This window comes from Sphaerisporangium corydalis (assembly GCF_025506355.1).
In the GTDB taxonomy this organism is placed as follows: Bacteria; Actinomycetota; Actinomycetes; order Streptosporangiales; family Streptosporangiaceae; genus Sphaerisporangium; species Sphaerisporangium corydalis.
The window spans coordinates 1-16240 of sequence record NZ_JANZYP010000110.1 but is presented as its reverse complement, the minus strand read 5'-3'; the positions used below and the strand labels follow the sequence as shown (position 1 = coordinate 16240).

Here is a 16240-nt window from a genome sequence, read left to right as displayed (position 1 = left end):
CCGCACCCCCCGTTCCTTCAGCTCCGGTGGATAGCGACGCTGGGCAGGGTGAGGGGAACTGGATCGACCTGACATGGACTCCATCCTTTCCAACCGATGAAGTCTCCATCAATCCCGGCGCGGTTCAAACCCCTCGGGAACGAGGACAGGCGCTTGGTACAGACGACCCACCCGGCAAGCAGCGTCGCGGGGAACCGAGTCCTGCCCACCCAACCATCGCGATCCATCAAGCCGAGCGTGGAGTCGCGATGAGCCCAAGCGGAGCGAAGAAGTCGCACCGAACTCAAGCAGAGCGCGAGAACCACCACGCATCCAAAGGTCCTCGCCTGGGGCTCGGGCAGTTTTTCAAGGCCTCCCGGCCCTTCCGCCCCCCCGCCACTATTGCCTTCCGCCACTTCGCCCCGCCCTCAACGACCCGCCACCATCGCTCCCCGCCCCTGTCGCCCGGACGAGATCGCTACTGACTCATGGCGCCCCGGCCCTTTTCGGCCAGGCTGGATCCACTTCGTCGTCAAGGCGACCTTCCCCCCAGCGCCAAGGCGGCGAGATGCGGTACGACGAAAGCGATGCCATATGCGCGGCCAACCGGTGACCGTCCGTGTAGCTCTTCGCGCGGGAGCCGGGGTGGTTCAAGAGATGGGCGTAAGGAGAGGCACTCGGTGCAGACGACCCACCCGGCAAGCAACGTCGCGGGGAACCGAGTCCTGCCCACCCGTTAAGCAGCGTCACGGGGAACCGAGTCCCGCCCACCCAACCATCGCAACCCATCAAGCCGAACCTGGAGTCGCGATGAGCCCAAACGGAACCAAGAAGTCGCACCGAACTCAAGCAGAGCGCGGGAACCACCACACATCAAAGCGAGTGTCGAAAGGGACACCAGACCGTCCCGTTCTCGCGGATAACCCTATGTTCGCGGCCCATCCCCGGCCATGGACGACCGCGTGTTCGTAGACCATCCCGTGGTCGGGGATCATCCCTCCAACCATCACGGTGCCTATCTGAGGCGCCGAGGCGGTGGGTCGTTGGACGACGAAATCGGCGCCCTGTGCGGCGCTGGACCAGGGGGTGATCCCCCCTGCCAACACTCGGATTTGGGCTGGTCGCGATGACTGGGTGGGCAGGACTCGGTTCCCACGACACCACTTGCCGGGTGGGCCACCACACCGAGCGCCTCTCCTTGTGCCCATCTACTTGACCCAACCCGACTCCCGCCCGAAGACGGTCACCGGGCGAGGCGCCCAGCCCCGGGCCATCGCGACCAGCTCGCTCAGCCGTGTCGATCAGTTCTTCAGGTCGGCGAAGAGGCGGTCGGCCTCAGGTTGTCTCCATTCGATCCGGTTCGGGTCCTGTGTGGAGGGACGATGAGGGACGGTGACAAACATGACGCGCGCTTCGGACTTCTGTACGCCGCCGACGATGGAGTACATCGTCTCCAGGTCCAGGCCGGCGTCAGTGGTGATCGACTTGCGCACCACCTCGACCAGGACGGCGAGGCGGGCAGGGTCCCGCAGACCACTGACCCGCTTCAGCAGGTTTCTCATCAAGGCTTGCTGCCGCTTGATCCGCTGCAGGTCCGAGCCGTCGCCCAGCCGGCGGGCGCGCACGTACGCCAGCGCCGTCTCGCCGTTGAGGTGATGCTTGCCCGCGGCCAGCCGCAACGAGGCAAAACGATCGTCCACCGCCGTGGGCAGCGTGACCTCGACTCCGCCCAGGGCGTCCACGATGTCCTCGAATCCGGAGTAGCGGATCTGGATCACGTGATCCACCCGGACACCGGTCACGGACTCGACCGTCTTCCAGGCACAGTTCAGACCCCCGATACTGAACGCCTGATTGATCATGTCCACGTGTGACGGGCTGGTCTTCCCATCCGAAGTCGTGCACGCCGGGATCTGGACCAGGGAGTCCCTCGGCAGGCTGACCACCGTGACGTTCCTCCGGTCCGCGGGCAGGTGCACCAGGAGCATCACGTCACTTCGCTCGCCGAGGTCCATTGTGGGCATCGCTTTGGGCGGCGGGCGCTTGTCGGAGCCCACCAGAAGCACGTTGAGGGTTTCGCTCCGCTTCGGTGGCCTGTCCCAGGAGGGCGGCGCCAGAGTGCTCGAAGCAGGCGTCCCTCGTAGGAGCACCGTCGGGATGACGACGAGTACGGCGGTCACGCCCGCGACCGCGATGAGCATCGCCCAACCCAACCGCCGACGCCTCCCATCACCCCCTATCAGACCGGACGTCCGGCGTAGCGGCCCGTCGCCGGCGGCCAAGCCGAGCAGGCGGTGGCGCTGGCGGGCCAGTGAGGCGGGAGGTTCGTGCTCCAGGTCGCGGCCGAGGTCACGAAGCATCGTCAGGTCGTCCATCGCTACTCCTCGTCCTGCATCGGATTCGAGTCGCCAAGTGCCGCGCGTACTTTGCGCCTGGCCCGGTTGAGGCGGGAACGTACGGTGCCGATCGGTATGCCGAGAGCCTCGGCCACCTCCTCGTACGAGAGGTCACCCCAGGCGATCAGCAGAAGGACGTCGCGGTCGCCCTTCGCGAGCCCGGCGAGCGCGGGCGCGAGCAGCGGACGGGAGGCCGTCGCGGTGACCCCGGAGGCCACCCGATCAGCGGGACTCTCCGTGGTGTGCTCGACCGGCGCCCGCATCAGCGCGCGATAGCGTGCCGCCTCGGTGCGGTGGTGCCGGGCGACCAGCTTGGTCACGATGCCGAACAGCCATGGCCGGGCGTCGGGATGGGTGAGGTCGTAGTGGTCCCGGCGGCGGAACGCGATCAGGAACGTCTCACCCACCAGGTCCTCGGCGACCTCGGGGCCGAGCCGGCGGGAGACGTATCGGTAGAGCATGCCGGAGTAGCGGTCGAACAGCGCGGCGAACGCGTCTGGTCGCGTCCTGGACTCGGCGATGAGCTCCGAATCGAGGCTCCGGGTCGTGGGAGGTGCGGTCATCGTTGGCACCATGGCATCGAGCCGGCCTTCCCGTGGGGGACTTGTCAGCGATATCTCGCCACAAGTCCCCGTACGGGTTCACGGCTCCCCCGGAAGCCTTCCGAGGACGTGAGATCACGGACGCGGGTGCCGGGGGGGTCAGGCCGAGCGGCCGGTCCGCACGGTGTCGAGGAAGGCGGTCCATTCGGCGGGGGTACAGATGATCACCGAACCGCCTCGATCCTTACTGTCCCGCACGGCTCGGCGCCCGCCGGCCAGATGGGCGACCTCTACACAGTTGCTTCCGTCGTCTCCGGAGAAGGAAGACCTGCGCCATCGTGGCTGAGCGTCACATTTCTGGATCACATCGTCCTTCATAACAGCAGTTCCTGACTCATGAAGCGTTGGCCTTCACGTTGTCGAGGAAGGTAACCCACTCCGAGGGCGTGACGACCAGAGCAGGGCCGGTCCGATCCTTGCTGTCTCGCACGGCTCTGCGCCCGCCGGCCAGATGGGCGACCTCCACACAGTTGCTTCCGTCTCCACCGGAGCGGCTGGACTTTCGCCACTGGGCATCGGCCAGATCGTGGGTCACACTATCCATTTCCGCATCATCTCCTTGATCATGATGAACGACTCCCGCCGCGACAGGGCGTCCGCTCGGATCACGTCATGTCTGAATGCTAGACCTTTCACCTCTTCGACTCGATCGCTCACCCGATCCTCCGTGCTTTGCGAGTCGATGTACGCCACAGGCGGGGAACTTCCAGGCAGGTCTGCGATGACAAAGCCGCCGAGCAACCCGACAGTGCTGCAAGCCTCATAGGGCAACACCTGAATTGACACCCGGGCACTTTCCCCGACCTCCAGAAGATAGCTCAACTGATCGGCCATCACATCGGGACGGCCCACCGGCCGTTGGAGAACACTCTCATCCAACACCACCCACAACATGGGCGGCTTAGACCTCTGAAGGATCTTCTGCCGTTCCAGACGAGCCGAAATACGCTCTTCGGCTTGCTCTGACGTGACTCCTGGCTCGTTGCCGATCAAGGCCCGCGCGTACCCTTCGATCTGCAGCAGTCCAGGAACCATGGAAAGTTCCCATATGTGCAGCGCTTCGGCTTCGCGTTCGAAGTCGAGCCAGGGGCGGAACCAGCGAGGGAGTTGGGCCGCCGCGCGGTTCAGGCGGTCGAGCAGGGCGGTGAGCGTCGTTCCCAGGCCCAGGACCTCGTCCACCCTGCGGGCCAGGTCCATGTTCGGCGATCGATGGCCGTTCTCGATCATGCTGAGCTGGCTGATGGACAGGTGTACGGCGTCGCAGAGTTTCCGCTGAGTGAACCCCGAGGTAAGTCGGAATTTGCGTAATTCCGTCCCGAATTGAATGCGCGGGGACACGGATGGGTCCGGTTCCAATGAGACGTTCATCTCGGGGCTCCTCTCTCGCCCTCGACACCCCCTCCGGCCCATCATCCTGGGTGTTCGCACGATCGCGCGAGAGGTTCACAGGACTGCGAACGCATCGCGAACACGAATGCCCATTCCCGTCCGCGATTCTTTGCGACCGTATGAGGACCGCGCCGACGTCACGGCGGCGCCTCCGGCCGACTGGCCGAACGGAACAGGAATTCACCCGGAACGACTGGGAAGGCATATCAATGGCGCCGGATACGCTCAAAGAAATCTGTCTGCCCAGCGATCCCGAATCCGCTTCGCGCGCCCGGGCCGAGGTCCGCGACTGGCTCGGAAAGGACCACCCGGCTTACGAGCCCGTACGCCTGGCCGTCTCCGAGTTGGTGACCAACGCGGTCCGCCACGCCCGGCGCAGCGTGACCGGGTGCGCCGCGTCCCCCATGCCGATCGGAACCTCCGCACCCACGGGAACCGCCACTTCGAGCGATTCCACAAGGCTTACCGCGGCCAGCGATTCCGCCGGTTCAACCGGACGCGCCGCATCTACCGGACGTGCCGCATCCACCGAATCCGCCGGAATCGCCGCCCCGGACTCGCTCATCTTGCGGCTCTCCGCGTCCGACGATCGGCTGCGCATCGAGGTCACGGACCGGGGCCTGAACGCCGGAGGCCCTCGAATCCGCACCTATCCGGCGTTCCTCCTCACCGAGAGCGGCCGGGGGCTGGGCATCGTCCACCTGCTGTCGGACGGCGAGTGGGGTTACCACGCCAACCCTGAAGGACCCGGCCGGACCGTATGGTGCGAGATCCCCGTCGAACCGAAGGACGGTCCTGACGAGATCAGGAGGAATGCTCCACGCGGTGTTTGAGGCCGGTGGCCTCCGTTTGGAGGTAGCGCCGGGTCAGCGAACCGGTCAACAGCCAGATCAGGGACGCGAGCGGTCCGCGATGGTCGATGGTCAGGGTGAATTCGACGGTACCGTCGGGGTTCGGAGCGATGCGATGGCCGCCCACGGTGATGACGCCCGGATTGCGGGAGGCCCAGGCGAACGACGTACCGGGTTCCAGCGTGGTCACCGTCCAGACGGCCGGGCGGAGCCTCGGTTGCCGGATCGACGCCTGGCTGCCCACGACCAGCGGCCCCTGGTCCAGCCTGCGCGCCGAGGTCACCGATTCGGTCCATTCCGCCCAGCGGTCGACGTCCACGAGCACGGCCCACACCTTGCCGGCATCCGCCTTGATAGCGATCGATGTCTCGTAGGACACGGACACGGCTCCCCCTCGGCCTGCGCGCAGTGGAGTCCAGTGTCCGCCCGAGATCACGTCGAAGGCCAATCCAGGGCCCCGTCGGCGAGAAGGACGGACGAGGCTTCCGCCGGGCCGGAAACTGTCGGTGCCCGGTGCCAGAATCGGTCGGCATGAGCGTCGAAGTGCTGCTGAGAGCCGTCGAGCAAGCCGATCTCGAGATCTTCCACCAGCAGGAACAAGATCCCGAGGCCGTCCGGCGGTCGAAGTTCGCTTCTCGCGAGCGCGAGGCCTTCATGACCCACTGGGCCAATCGAATCCTCGCCGATCCCACCAACCTGGTACGCACGGTCACCGTGAACGGCGAGACGGCGGGCAACCTGTTGTCCTGGTGGGAAGGCGACGAGCGCTTCATCGGCTACTGGTTCGGCCGCGAATACTGGGGCCGAGGCGTGGGCACGGCGGCGCTCACCCTCTACTTGCGGGAGGAGAAGATCCGCCCGCTCTACGCCGATCCGTACGCCGGGAACACCGGCTCGGTGCGACTCCTGGAGAAATGCGGCTTCCAGCGCACCGGCACCGTCCAGCACGGTGAGAACGAGCACATCATGCTCGTCCTAACAGAAGACTGACCCGGCCGGGTCTTCAAGGGGCGAGTCTTAGATAAGGTCGGGGAAGCGGCCAGGCCCTCTTCGTGATACCGCCTGAACTAAGGGCGAGGACAAAGGCTTGTGAAGAGCACGATACCGCCACACGAAGATCGCGTCTCCTGGCTGGTGCCCTAGCCGAACGATCCGTCGCCTCTAGGCCCTGGATAATTTACAGGGGTCGCGCGGCTCCTCGCATTGCTCGCCATGATCGCGAAAATGATGGCCGGGATCCACGCCAGGCCGAAGGTGACGAATCCGAGCAGGAAAAAGATCAAAGCTGCTGTTTTGTACCCAGCAGCCGGATCTTGGACCACAACCGGTGCGATGAGGGGAGGCGGGAAATACGGCTGCTGAACGATAGGGGGCATCGGGGGCGCATACTGCATGGGTGCCAGCGGCATGCCGGGGATCGGCGGCATATCGCCAAAGAGCGCTTGAAGGTCACCCCAGGTCACAGCAGTCTGCGCCGCCGCCAGCCTGGTCGGAAGCTCGTGGATACCGAGCCGTCCCAGCGCGTGGTGCTCACGCAGGATCGCGCATGCGCGATCACGCTCGAAGTCAGAGATCCGGATGTTAGGTTGCACGCCTACCTCCAGGCAAAACGGCTAGAGCACGACTAAGCTATACCAAATGGAATGAACAGGTGTCCCGTTTCAAGCGGGCAAGTCGGGACTGAGTACGCGCCCCAGGCCGACAATGACGCCCGTTTCACCCCTTTTGACGGTTGGACAGGATGTCCAGCGTCACGATGGAAGCAGTCGACGGCAAACCGGGCGCGGACGGGGGCTCATGAGCAACGCTCACAAGCCCCCAACTCAGCGAAGGGAACCGCTACTTCTGTGGAGAGGCTTCGCGGCCATACCAGGGCTGGTAGTCAGCCGTAAGGGTTGAGCTCGCTGGAATCAGTGCTCCGCTATTTGGCGTCGTAGCGGTGTGCCAGACGTTTACTCTCCCGATGAAGAGCCCGTCCCCGATTCCTCGAGTTTGATGGAGGATGACCTCCTCGACTCTTTGTCGCGCTGTTACCTCCACTACGGCGCTGCGGTGTGCCTGTGCCCACACACCATCGCTGCGTTGAGTGGATACTTTGATCCAGACTTTGTGACCGTTGGGGAGGTTGCGAGTATCGATATAAACCTGGTGCGTAGCGTAGACGTATCCACCACATCGTCGTAGATAGGACGCCACCCCGAGGATGTAGCTTCGCCAGCCGTTCTCCGCAATCGGTATGGGACCGACACGAGCCGCTGGGGGGCGGGCTGCCGCATAGATAGGGGTATCGCACGTGGAAATCGACGTGGCCGTATCGGCGACAGCCTGCGCCCCCTCCCCCCATACAGCACCGAGTACCGCGAGCATGAGAAGCACAGCGTTTCTCAGGTAGATCATCCGAGCCGTCATCCGACCTCCATCGGAACAGATTCTGGCGAAGCGGTGATGCATTCGCCTAGGTGACGACCATGCTTTCCATGACCGCGCGCCCTCGCTAGGGTCTTCGGAGAGGTCAGATTCCGAGATATCCGAAATCCGCGTGACCTGCGAGTTTCTGAGGCATCCGACCGAGTCTGAAGTCCTGCAACAAGCCATTACAGGGGACAAATGGGATACGAGAAGTCGATCGGTGACGAGATGCACAATCCGGTCAATCGTGACAATTTCCACAATTTGTGGCGCGAACTCGATGCCGAGCGGGAGGGCAAACAATGGTCCCGTGACCAACTGGCGCGGAAGATCGCTCAACTGAGTGGTCAGGAGATCAGTTCGAAAACGCTACATGACCGAATGTCGTATGGACGTCGCGTTCCATGGAGCGAAGCTTCTTGGGTCATCAAAGCACTTGACCTCGACAGCGACCTGTGGAAGAAACGCTGGAGCCACGCGGAAGCGATTCGTCGTACCGGCGTATCCAGCGATGTCGAGTCGGCGATGCCGCCGCCGACAGTACATATGAGCAAATCCGACTTAGCGCTTGATTCGATGGTAGATACCAGAGCCAAGCCCGGGTCAAGACGAAGAATAATCGCCTTGTCCGGCATCGCAGCCGTCGTGGTGGCAGGAATAGCAGGGATATGGTGGCACGTCGGCGCCTCCGACGGGATGGGAGAAAACGCCGCCATTGCCTGCGCCGTGGTGGCCGTGCCGCATTCATATGTGTTTCGATCTCCGGGCGACTCCAAACCGCTCACAATCAAACTCCGGGGAGAGCGGATCACGTTTCCCCGCGAAATAATTGAAAGCATCGGCCCGGATGGCCATAAATACCGCTTGGTCCGCGCCCCGACTCGCACGTCATTCGAATACGCTTACATGCTCAGCGAAACCCTGAAGATAACTCCGTGCTGATGATCGTCGATTTCGCCGCTAGAGCGTACTACCCGAAATGCGGCAACACCAGTGGCAGCCGAGCGCCGGCGCGACGGGCAATCCCTCCCCGGCGGCCGAGACCGCTTCCGGCCTGGCCCTCACCCAGCGTCTCAAGACACCGGGCGAGGAGCCCAACGGCCATGTTCTCCCCTGTTCAACCGAACTTCGTGGCCTTACGTCAAACCGCACGCGGCTACACGGCTCAGCGGGCGTCGACGATCATGCCGGCGCCTACGGTGCCGTTGGTGGACTCGTCGATGAGGATGAAGCCGCCGGTGAGGCGGTTCCTGGAGTAGTCGTCGACGAACAGTGGCTGGGTCACCCGTAGCGACACCCGGCCGATCTCGTTGAGGCCGAGGGAGGTGGCGGCCTCGTCGCGGTGCAGGGTGTTCACGTCCAGCCGGTAGTGCAGGTCGCGTACGAGCGCTCGCGCCGTACGGGTGGTGTGCTTGATCACCAGTTTGGAGCGCGGGCCCAGTTTCACCCCGTCGGCCATCCAGCAGACCATCGCCTGGAGCTCCTGGGCGACCTGCGGGCGGTTGTTGGGGCGGCAGATCATGTCGCCGCGGGAGATGTCGATGTCGTCTTCCAGCCGCAGGGTGACCGACATAGGGGCGAACGCCTCGTCGATGGGCCCGTCGAAGGTGTCGATGGCCGCGACCCGGGTGGTCAGCCCGGACGGAAGGTGCATGACCTCGTCGCCGGGCTTGATCACGCCTCCGGCGACCTGGCCGGCGTACCCTCGGTAGTCGTGGAAGGCGGGGTCGGTGGCCCGCTGCGGGCGGATGACGTACTGCACCGGGAAACGCACGTCGACCAGGTTGCGGTCCGAGGCGATGTGCAGGTTCTCCAGGTGGTGCAGCAGCGAGGTGCCGTGGTACCACGGCATGTTCTCCGACCGGGCCACCACGTTGTCGCCGTGCAGCGCCGAGATCGGGATGAACGTCAGGTCGGTGACGTTCAGCTTGGCCGCGAAGGCGGTGAACTCCTCGCGGATCTCCTCGAACCGGTCCCGGGAGTAGTCGACCAGGTCCATCTTGTTGACCGCGAGCACCAGGTGGGGCACCCGCAGCAGCGTGGTCAGGAACGCGTGCCGGCGGGACTGCTCGACCACGCCCTTGCGCGCGTCGATCAGCACGATGGCCAGGTCGGCGGTGGAGGCGCCGGTGACCATGTTGCGGGTGTACTGGATGTGCCCGGGGGTGTCGGCGATGATGAACTTGCGCTTGGGGGTGGCGAAGTAGCGGTAGGCGACATCGATGGTGATGCCCTGCTCGCGCTCGGCCCGCAGCCCGTCGGTCAGCAGCGACAGGTCGGTGTACTCGGTGCCCCGGTCGCGGCTGGTGCGCTCGACCGCCTCGAGCTGGTCCTCGAAGATCGCCTTGGAGTCGAACAGCAACCGTCCGATCAGGGTGGACTTGCCGTCGTCGACCGAACCCGCCGTTGCGAAACGCAGGATGTCCATCAGAACCGCTCTCCACTGGTAGTACGGCGCGCCCGGCGCGGGAAGGTGGCTGCGAGAAGGGGCGGCATCAGAAGTAGCCCTCCTTCTTGCGGTCCTCCATGGCGGCCTCTGAGGCCCGGTCGTCGGCCCGGGTCGCTCCGCGCTCGGTGATACGGGTGGCGGCGATCTCGGCGATGATCTCCTCCACCGTGGCGGCGGTGGACTGCACGGCGCCGGTGCAGGTGATGTCGCCCACCGTGCGGTAACGCACAACGGTCTCGAAGATCGGCTCGTCCTCGTCGCGGTTGACGACGTCCTCGTCCGCGAGCAGCATCCCGTCGCGCTCGAACACCTTGCGGGTGTGCGCGAAGTAGATCGACGGGATCTCGATGCGCTCACGCCGGATGTAGTCCCAGATGTCGAGCTCGGTCCAGTTCGACAGCGGGAACACCCGGATGTGCTCGCCCTTGCGGATGCGCGCGTTGTACAGGTTCCACAACTCGGGCCGCTGGTTCTTCGGGTCCCATTGGCCGAAGTCATCGCGGAAGGAGAACACCCGCTCCTTGGCGCGCGCCTTCTCCTCGTCACGGCGGGCGCCGCCGAAAACGGCGTCGAACTCGTGCTCCTCGATGGCGTCGAGCAGGGTCGTGGTCTGGAGGCGGTTGCGGCTCGCCCGCCGCCCGGTCTCCTCCACCACCCGTCCCGCGTCGATCGAGTCCTGGACGGACGCGATGACCAGGCGGGCGTTCAGCTCGGTGGCGCGCCGGTCACGGAACTCGATGACCTCGGTGAAGTTGTGGCCGGTGTCGACGTGCATCAGGGGGAACGGGATCGGCGCCGGCCAGAAGGCCTTCTCGGCGATCCGCAACATGACGATCGAGTCCTTGCCGCCGGAGAAGAGCAGGCAGGGACGCTCGAACTCGGCCGCGACCTCACGCATGATGTGGATCGCCTCGGCTTCGAGTACGTCGAGCTGCGACGTCGTGTAGTCGCTCTGAAGCATGCGCACTTCCTCCGGGAGTCTTTCCCTAACGGTGGACGTCCCGGATGCCGGCGAGCAACGTTGGCGCCAGATCCGGTAGGGAGACCAGGATATCCGGCAACGAGGGGTTGCCTTGGTTGTAGACCAGCGGCGACCCGTCGATGCGGCTCGCGTGGAAGCCGGCCGCCTGCGCGACGGCCACGGGGGCGGCCGAGTCCCACTCGTACTGGCCTCCGGCGTGGACGTAGGCCTCCACCTGCCCCGTGAGCACCGCCGCGATCTTGGCGCCCGCCGAGCCGATCGGCACGAGGTCGGCGCCGACGAGGTAGGCCAGCTTCCTGACGAATTCGGGCGGCCGGGTGCGGCTGACGGCGATGCGCATCCTGCCCTGGCGGGGGGCGGGCGGTTCGGGCGGGGACGCCGTGGTGAGCGTCACCCCTTGGGCGGGCAACGCCACGGCCCCCGCGACCAGCACCCCATGCCCGTTCACGACGCCTGGGGAGGAGGCCTGGGTCGGGTGTGGGTGGGGGGTGCGTTGCCACAAGGCCACGTGCACGGCCCAGTCGGAACGGCCCTGGTCGCCGTACTCGCGGGTTCCGTCGAGCGGATCGATGATCCACACGCGGTCGGCCGTCTGGCGGCGCGGGTCGAGACGCTCCTCGCGGGTGCCCTCCTCGGACAGCACGCGGTCGCTCGGCCGCAGGCGCGACAACGACTCCGCCAGGAAGGCGTGGGACTCAAGGTCACCGGCATGACGGAGTGCCGTGGGGTCGTCGAACCCCTCGCGGGACCGCAACGCCAGCAGCAGCTCCCCCGCCTCGGTCGCGATATCCCTCGCCAGTGCGTGGTCGTCCCGTATCGTCACGTCGCCCTTCCTGCTGCTTGCCGCCTACCGGCGAACCCCACCGGCCCTGAACCCCAGTCTCGCCGAACCGGACCGTTTCGCCGGTTCGGCTGGCCGATGCTCGGGCCGCCTTCCGCTCGCGCCGGGGCTAGTAGGCGCCCGAGCCGCGTGCGACGGCGGACCAGGTCTTCCACAGGATCTGTAGATCCAGCGTGAGCGACCAGTTCTCGACATAACGCAGGTCCAACCGTACCGATTCCTCCCACGAAAGATCAGACCTGCCGTTGACCTGCCACAGCCCTGTCATGCCCGGCCGGACGACCAGCCGCCGCCGGACGTCGTCTCCGTACCCCGCGACCTCCTCCGGGAGCGGGGGTCTCGGCCCGACCAGCGACATGTGCCCGAGCAGGACGTTGACCAGTTGCGGTAACTCGTCCAAGGAATGTCGCCGCAGCCAGCCGCCTAAGGGAGTGATCCTTGGATCGTTCCTGATCTTGAACAGCGTGTCGGCGCGGTCGCTCACGAGATCGGCCTTCCGCAGGTCGGCGTCCCGGCTCATCGTGCGTAACTTGAGAATGGTGAACTCGACGCCGTCCCTGCCCACCCGGGTCTGGCGGAACAGCGCGGGCCCGGGGCTCGTGGCCCGCACGGCCACGGCGAGCAAGGAGAGCACGGGCGCCAGGACGGCGATGGCGAAGGCCGCCACGGCGCGGTCGAATACGTTCTTGAGAAGCTGGCGGATCCCGCAGAGCTCGGGATGCTCGACGTGCAGCAGCGGCAGGCCCGCCACCGGCCTGATCGTCGTACGCGGCCCTGCCACCTCCATCAGCGCGGGGGCGACGACGAGGTCGGTGCGGGTCTTCTCCAGGCGCCAGGCGAGACGGCGCAGCGCCGTCCCGTCGAGCTCGGGGCAGGCGAGCACGGCGACGGTGTCGGCCGAGGCCTGACCGACCACCAAGGGCACGTCGGAGAAGTCGCCCAGCACGGGCACCCCCTCCACGTCCCGCGTGGGCTCCTCGCGCGGCAGGCAGGCGCCCACGACCTCCATGCCGTGGTACCGCTCGCGCCGGAAGCGCCGGATCAGGTCCGCGATCGACTCCCGATGGCCCACGGCCACGACGCGCCGCATGCACAGCCCGCCGCCGCGCATCGCGTGCAGCCGGCGGCGCAGGCCGTACCGGCAGGAGAGCGTGAGGGCCGTCATCAGCGGAAGGGCGAGCACCACGTACCCGCGGGCGAGGTCGGTCTTGGTCACGTAGGCCGCGATCGCCACGCCGGCGGTGAGGCTGAACCCGCACTGCGTGATCCTGCGGAACTCCTCGGAGCCGACACCGATCAGCCGGGCCTCGTACGCGCGGTTGAGGCCTACGGCGCCCACCCACAGGAGCGGGAGGACCAGGCTGAGCAGGAGGTAGGGCGTGACATACGGCGTCACCTCGCCGAAGCGCACCAGGACGGCGGCGGCACCGGCCAGCAGGCCGCATCCTAGATCGGCGGCCACGGCGTGCCGGCGGTAGCGCAGGGCCCATTGGGGCAGGCACGGGCGGGCAGGCGACGATCTGGACCCCTGCTCCGCCGCCACCCGCCGGACGATGACCGCCGACCCATCCCCGCCCCCCACGAATCCCCCACGTAGTCGAGTGGACACTTTCCGTGACGATGTTATCGGTCCCGCCGACGAACCTTGACGTGTTCTGGAAACTCCGTTGACCTGGCGGCCCCGGTCGGGAGTGCGGGCGCTTGGGGCGGCCGGAGCTGGAGGGGACTGGAGCCGGAGATGGCTCAGGGCGGGGGTGGGGGTGGCCCGGGACGGGTCAGCGGGGGGGTTTGGTGGGTTTCAGGTCGGAGGGGTGGAAGGTGTTCTGGGTGGCCTCCAGGCCGGAGGTCATGAGGGACTCCACGACATCGGCGGCGCGGTCCACCAGGAAGGGCAGTTCCTTGCGCTCCGCTGTGGCGAAGTCGCGCAGCACGTAGTCGGCCGCGTCCATGCGGCCCGGCGGGCGGCCGACGCCGAAGCGGACCCGAAGGTAGTCCTTGGTGGCCAGCGACTTGGTGATCGACCGCAGGCCGTTGTGCCCGTTGTCGCCGCCGCCGAGCTTGACGCGCAGCGCGCCGTACGGGATGTCGAGTTCGTCGTGGACGACGATGACGTTCGGCAGGGGGATCTTGTAGAAGTCGGCCAGGGACTTCACCGGGCCGCCGGAGAGGTTCATGTAGGAGCGGGGCTTGGCCAGCACGGCGGGGCCGGAGGCGAGGCGTCCCTCGACGACCTCGGCGTGTGCCTTGTGTGACTTGAACCGGCCGCCGGCGCGCGCCGCGAGCTCGTCCAGCACCATGAAACCGGCGTTGTGCCGGTTGCCGGCGTACTCCGGCCCCGGGTTACCCAATCCGACGATCAACCAGCGGTCCACGACCGACCTTTCTGTTCCGCTCAACTCTGTTCCGCTCAATCATCCGGCTCGGAGGTCGGTCCTACGACCCTGTCAGAGTCCTCGACGGCCTGGCCGGCCCGCCGGCTCTAGAACCCCCGGCACGCCACCGTACAAGGCGCCGACTTCTCCGTACTACGTCCCACCGCGCCGGCGCCCTCGTGAGGGACGTCGTGGGAGCGGGGAGGGGGTGGCGAGCACCTGAAAGAAGGGGGCTTGGGCCGGCGGCGGGAGGGGGTGGCGAGCACCCGGAAGGGGGGGCGCGGCGTGGGAGCGGGAAGGGGCGGCGAGCACCCGGAATGAGGGCGCGGGATGGGCCAGTCGACTGCCGACCTCCCGAGCTCTCCTCGATCGTCTCCCCGCACACGCTGACAGGTCGTGGCGCCGACGCGGCGGGACGCGGTACGGCGATTACGGCGCCCTGTACGGCGCCGGGCCCGGGGAAAGGTCCTCGCCTTCGGCTCGGGCAGTTTTCCCAAGGCCTACCGGCCCTGCCGATTCCCCCGTGGCCTACCGGCCCCGCCGACATTCCTTGCTTTGGCGGCGGGAGGGGGGCGTGGGCCGGGTGGCGGACGGAGGGGCCAGCGGGCGGTCGAAGGGGTCTGGCTGTTGGTCGACGGGGGTCTGGCGCCGTAACGGGCGCCGGAATCGCCGTACCTGGGGCCAGCGGTAACCTCCCACCGCGTCGGCGCCCACAAGCAGCGACGTCATGGGAACGGAAGGAGGGTGCGGGGCTCGGGAGGTCGGCAGCCTAGAGAGGGCTCGGGAGGCTAGCAGCCGAGGCCAGCGAACGTCGGCAGGGCTGGCAGGCACGGGGAAATCGGCAGGACCGGCAGGCACGGGAATCGGCAGGGTTGGCTTGCCACGGGGAAATCGGCAGGGCCGGTAGGCCTTGGGAAAACTGCCCGAGCCGAAGGCGAGGACCTTTCCACCGGGCCCGGCACCGTACAGGACGCCGAAATCGCCGTACCACCTCCCACCGCGTCGGCGCCCACAAGCAGCGACGTCATGGGAGCGGAAGGAAAGGAAGGGTGCGGGATGGGCGGGCGAGGGTGCGACGTCCCGAGCCGGCCTAGGGGGCGGGTTGGCGGGAGGGTGGTGTGTTGCCGGGGCGGCCGGAGGGCGTGGGGGCTCTGGGGCTGCCCCGGCGGTGAAGGGTTGCGACAGGGGGTTACTCGGAGCTGTCGGTGGAGCCTTCGGATTCGGTGCCCTCTTCGGTCTCGCCGGTGTCGGCGGTCGGGACGTTGGTGACCTGGAGGACGACCGTCTCCGGCTCGGCGACCAGGGAGGTGCCCTTCGGCAGCTTCAGGTCGGCGGCGGTGACGACGTCACCGATCTTCAGGCCCTCGATGTCGACCACGACGCCGGTCGGGATGTGCGTGGCCTCCGACTCGACGGAGACGGAGATGAGCTGCTGGTCGAGCAGGCCGCCGGGGGCGATGTCGCCGGTCGTGGTGACCGGGATGTCGACCGTGACCTTCTCGCCGCTCTTCACCAGGAGGAGGTCGACGTGCTCGTAGAAGCCCTTGATCGGGTCCCGCTGCACGCCCTTGGGCAGTGCCAGCTCGTTGATGCCTTCGCCCTCGAGGCGGATCAGCACGTTGGGCGTACGAAGGGCGATCATGAGCTCGTGGCCCGGCAGGGTCAGGTGCTTGGGGTCGATGCCGTGGCCGTACAGGACGGCGGGCACCTTGCTGGCGCGGCGGATCTTGCGCGCGGCGCCCTTGCCGAACTCGGAACGGGTCTCGGTGGTGATGCGAACTTCGGGCACGACGTCTCCTAGGGAATCTTGGTGCTGGGAGCGCTCTCCCTCATCCGCCCTAGCGGGAGGCGTTACGAGCGCGGGGCAACCCTCAGAGACTACCCGACCCGCCGAGCCCGCCCGCCCCACGTCCTGCGGGCCGGGCGATCCCCAGGGCGGCTTTGACCGACTTTCCAATGGGGTGGGGGGT

Annotated in this window: 16 protein-coding genes; 3 read left to right on the top strand and 13 right to left on the bottom strand. The window is 66.7% G+C overall.

Annotated features, from left to right (window positions below; translation table 11 throughout):
* Positions 1-1280: 1280 nt before the first annotated feature.
* The 5 genes from NYZ98_RS40165 to NYZ98_RS40145 form a co-directional block, all read right to left on the bottom strand.
* Complete coding sequence (locus NYZ98_RS40165) at positions 1281-2354, bottom strand: LCP family protein (RefSeq protein ID WP_262850592.1); 1074 nt, start codon at positions 2352-2354, stop codon at positions 1281-1283.
* Positions 2355-2356: 2 nt separating this feature from the next.
* Positions 2357-2938: an RNA polymerase sigma factor gene (locus NYZ98_RS40160; RefSeq protein ID WP_262850590.1), complete on the bottom strand. Its 582-nt coding sequence runs from the start codon at positions 2936-2938 to the stop codon at positions 2357-2359.
* A gap of 138 nt (positions 2939-3076) precedes the next feature.
* Positions 3077-3295 (bottom strand): DUF397 domain-containing protein, encoded by a 219-nt coding sequence (locus NYZ98_RS40155; RefSeq protein WP_262850587.1) that lies wholly within the window; start codon positions 3293-3295, stop codon positions 3077-3079.
* Positions 3296-3311: 16 nt separating this feature from the next.
* Positions 3312-3521 (bottom strand): DUF397 domain-containing protein, encoded by a 210-nt coding sequence (locus NYZ98_RS40150; RefSeq protein ID WP_262850584.1) that lies wholly within the window; start codon positions 3519-3521, stop codon positions 3312-3314.
* Positions 3509-4345 carry a helix-turn-helix domain-containing protein gene (locus NYZ98_RS40145; protein WP_262850582.1) on the bottom strand — a complete coding sequence of 279 codons (837 nt, stop codon included), beginning with the start codon at positions 4343-4345 and terminating at the stop codon, positions 3509-3511. Before NYZ98_RS40145 ends, NYZ98_RS40150 begins: the two co-directional genes overlap by 13 nt.
* A gap of 230 nt (positions 4346-4575) precedes the next feature.
* Between NYZ98_RS40145 and NYZ98_RS40140 the strand changes: the two genes are divergently transcribed.
* Positions 4576-5199, top strand: coding sequence for an ATP-binding protein (locus NYZ98_RS40140; RefSeq protein WP_262850579.1), 624 nt, complete (start codon positions 4576-4578; stop codon positions 5197-5199).
* Here the strand turns inward: NYZ98_RS40140 and NYZ98_RS40135 are convergent.
* Positions 5171-5596, bottom strand: a complete 426-nt coding sequence (locus tag NYZ98_RS40135) for an SRPBCC family protein (protein WP_262850576.1) — start codon at positions 5594-5596, stop codon at positions 5171-5173. The two genes, NYZ98_RS40140 and NYZ98_RS40135, sit on opposite strands and share 29 nt — an antisense overlap.
* 152 nt (positions 5597-5748) lie before the next feature.
* On the opposite strand from NYZ98_RS40135, the gene NYZ98_RS40130 reads away from it, so the two are divergent.
* On the top strand, positions 5749-6207 hold the full coding sequence (locus NYZ98_RS40130) for a GNAT family N-acetyltransferase (protein WP_262850575.1): 459 nt from the start codon (positions 5749-5751) through the stop codon (positions 6205-6207).
* 149 nt (positions 6208-6356) lie between these two features.
* Here the strand turns inward: NYZ98_RS40130 and NYZ98_RS40125 are convergent, their stop codons facing one another.
* A complete protein-coding gene (locus NYZ98_RS40125; RefSeq protein WP_262850574.1) occupies positions 6357-6809 on the bottom strand; it encodes a DUF1707 and DUF4870 domain-containing protein in 453 nt (150 codons plus the stop codon).
* Between the two features lie 1015 nt (positions 6810-7824).
* Here NYZ98_RS40125 and NYZ98_RS40120 point away from each other — a divergent pair.
* Positions 7825-8568 carry a hypothetical protein gene (locus NYZ98_RS40120; protein WP_262850572.1) on the top strand — a complete coding sequence of 248 codons (744 nt, stop codon included), beginning with the start codon at positions 7825-7827 and terminating at the stop codon, positions 8566-8568.
* A 223-nt stretch (positions 8569-8791) separates the two neighbouring features.
* On the opposite strand, the gene cysN is transcribed toward NYZ98_RS40120, so the two are convergent.
* The 6 genes from cysN to NYZ98_RS40090 form a co-directional block, all read right to left on the bottom strand.
* Positions 8792-10054, bottom strand: a complete 1263-nt coding sequence (gene cysN, locus NYZ98_RS40115; protein ID WP_262850570.1) for a sulfate adenylyltransferase subunit CysN — start codon at positions 10052-10054, stop codon at positions 8792-8794.
* Positions 10055-10121: 67 nt separating this feature from the next.
* Positions 10122-11036 carry a sulfate adenylyltransferase subunit CysD gene (gene cysD, locus NYZ98_RS40110; protein WP_262850567.1) on the bottom strand — a complete coding sequence of 305 codons (915 nt, stop codon included), beginning with the start codon at positions 11034-11036 and terminating at the stop codon, positions 10122-10124.
* A 25-nt stretch (positions 11037-11061) separates the two neighbouring features.
* Positions 11062-11880 (bottom strand): 3'(2'),5'-bisphosphate nucleotidase CysQ, encoded by an 819-nt coding sequence (locus tag NYZ98_RS40105; RefSeq protein WP_262850564.1) that lies wholly within the window; start codon positions 11878-11880, stop codon positions 11062-11064.
* A 127-nt stretch (positions 11881-12007) separates the two neighbouring features.
* Positions 12008-13480: a sugar transferase gene (locus NYZ98_RS40100; RefSeq protein ID WP_380708839.1), complete on the bottom strand. Its 1473-nt coding sequence runs from the start codon at positions 13478-13480 to the stop codon at positions 12008-12010.
* 193 nt (positions 13481-13673) lie between these two features.
* Positions 13674-14270, bottom strand: a complete 597-nt coding sequence (pth, locus tag NYZ98_RS40095) for an aminoacyl-tRNA hydrolase (protein WP_262850561.1) — start codon at positions 14268-14270, stop codon at positions 13674-13676.
* A gap of 1189 nt (positions 14271-15459) precedes the next feature.
* The gene (locus NYZ98_RS40090) at positions 15460-16059 is read right to left on the bottom strand and encodes a 50S ribosomal protein L25/general stress protein Ctc (RefSeq protein ID WP_262850559.1); all 600 of its coding nucleotides are present in this window, start codon (positions 16057-16059) and stop codon (positions 15460-15462) included.
* Positions 16060-16240 lie beyond the last annotated feature (181 nt).

Excerpts from the sequence above, each read along its gene's own strand:
- NYZ98_RS40120 (WP_262850572.1), top strand. The coding sequence starts at position 7,825 with ATGGGATACGAGAAGTCGATCGGTGACGAGATGCACAATCCGGTCAAT.
- NYZ98_RS40155 (WP_262850587.1), bottom strand. The coding sequence starts at position 3,295 with ATGAAGGACGATGTGATCCAGAAATGTGACGCTCAGCCACGATGGCGC.
- NYZ98_RS40145 (WP_262850582.1), bottom strand. The coding sequence starts at position 4,345 with ATGAACGTCTCATTGGAACCGGACCCATCCGTGTCCCCGCGCATTCAA.
- NYZ98_RS40130 (WP_262850575.1), top strand. The coding sequence starts at position 5,749 with ATGAGCGTCGAAGTGCTGCTGAGAGCCGTCGAGCAAGCCGATCTCGAG.
- NYZ98_RS40160 (WP_262850590.1), bottom strand. The coding sequence starts at position 2,938 with ATGACCGCACCTCCCACGACCCGGAGCCTCGATTCGGAGCTCATCGCC.
- cysN (WP_262850570.1), bottom strand. The coding sequence starts at position 10,054 with ATGGACATCCTGCGTTTCGCAACGGCGGGTTCGGTCGACGACGGCAAG.
- NYZ98_RS40150 (WP_262850584.1), bottom strand. The coding sequence starts at position 3,521 with ATGGATAGTGTGACCCACGATCTGGCCGATGCCCAGTGGCGAAAGTCC.
- cysD (WP_262850567.1), bottom strand. The coding sequence starts at position 11,036 with ATGCTTCAGAGCGACTACACGACGTCGCAGCTCGACGTACTCGAAGCC.
- NYZ98_RS40165 (WP_262850592.1), bottom strand. The coding sequence starts at position 2,354 with ATGGACGACCTGACGATGCTTCGTGACCTCGGCCGCGACCTGGAGCAC.
- NYZ98_RS40140 (WP_262850579.1), top strand. The coding sequence starts at position 4,576 with ATGGCGCCGGATACGCTCAAAGAAATCTGTCTGCCCAGCGATCCCGAA.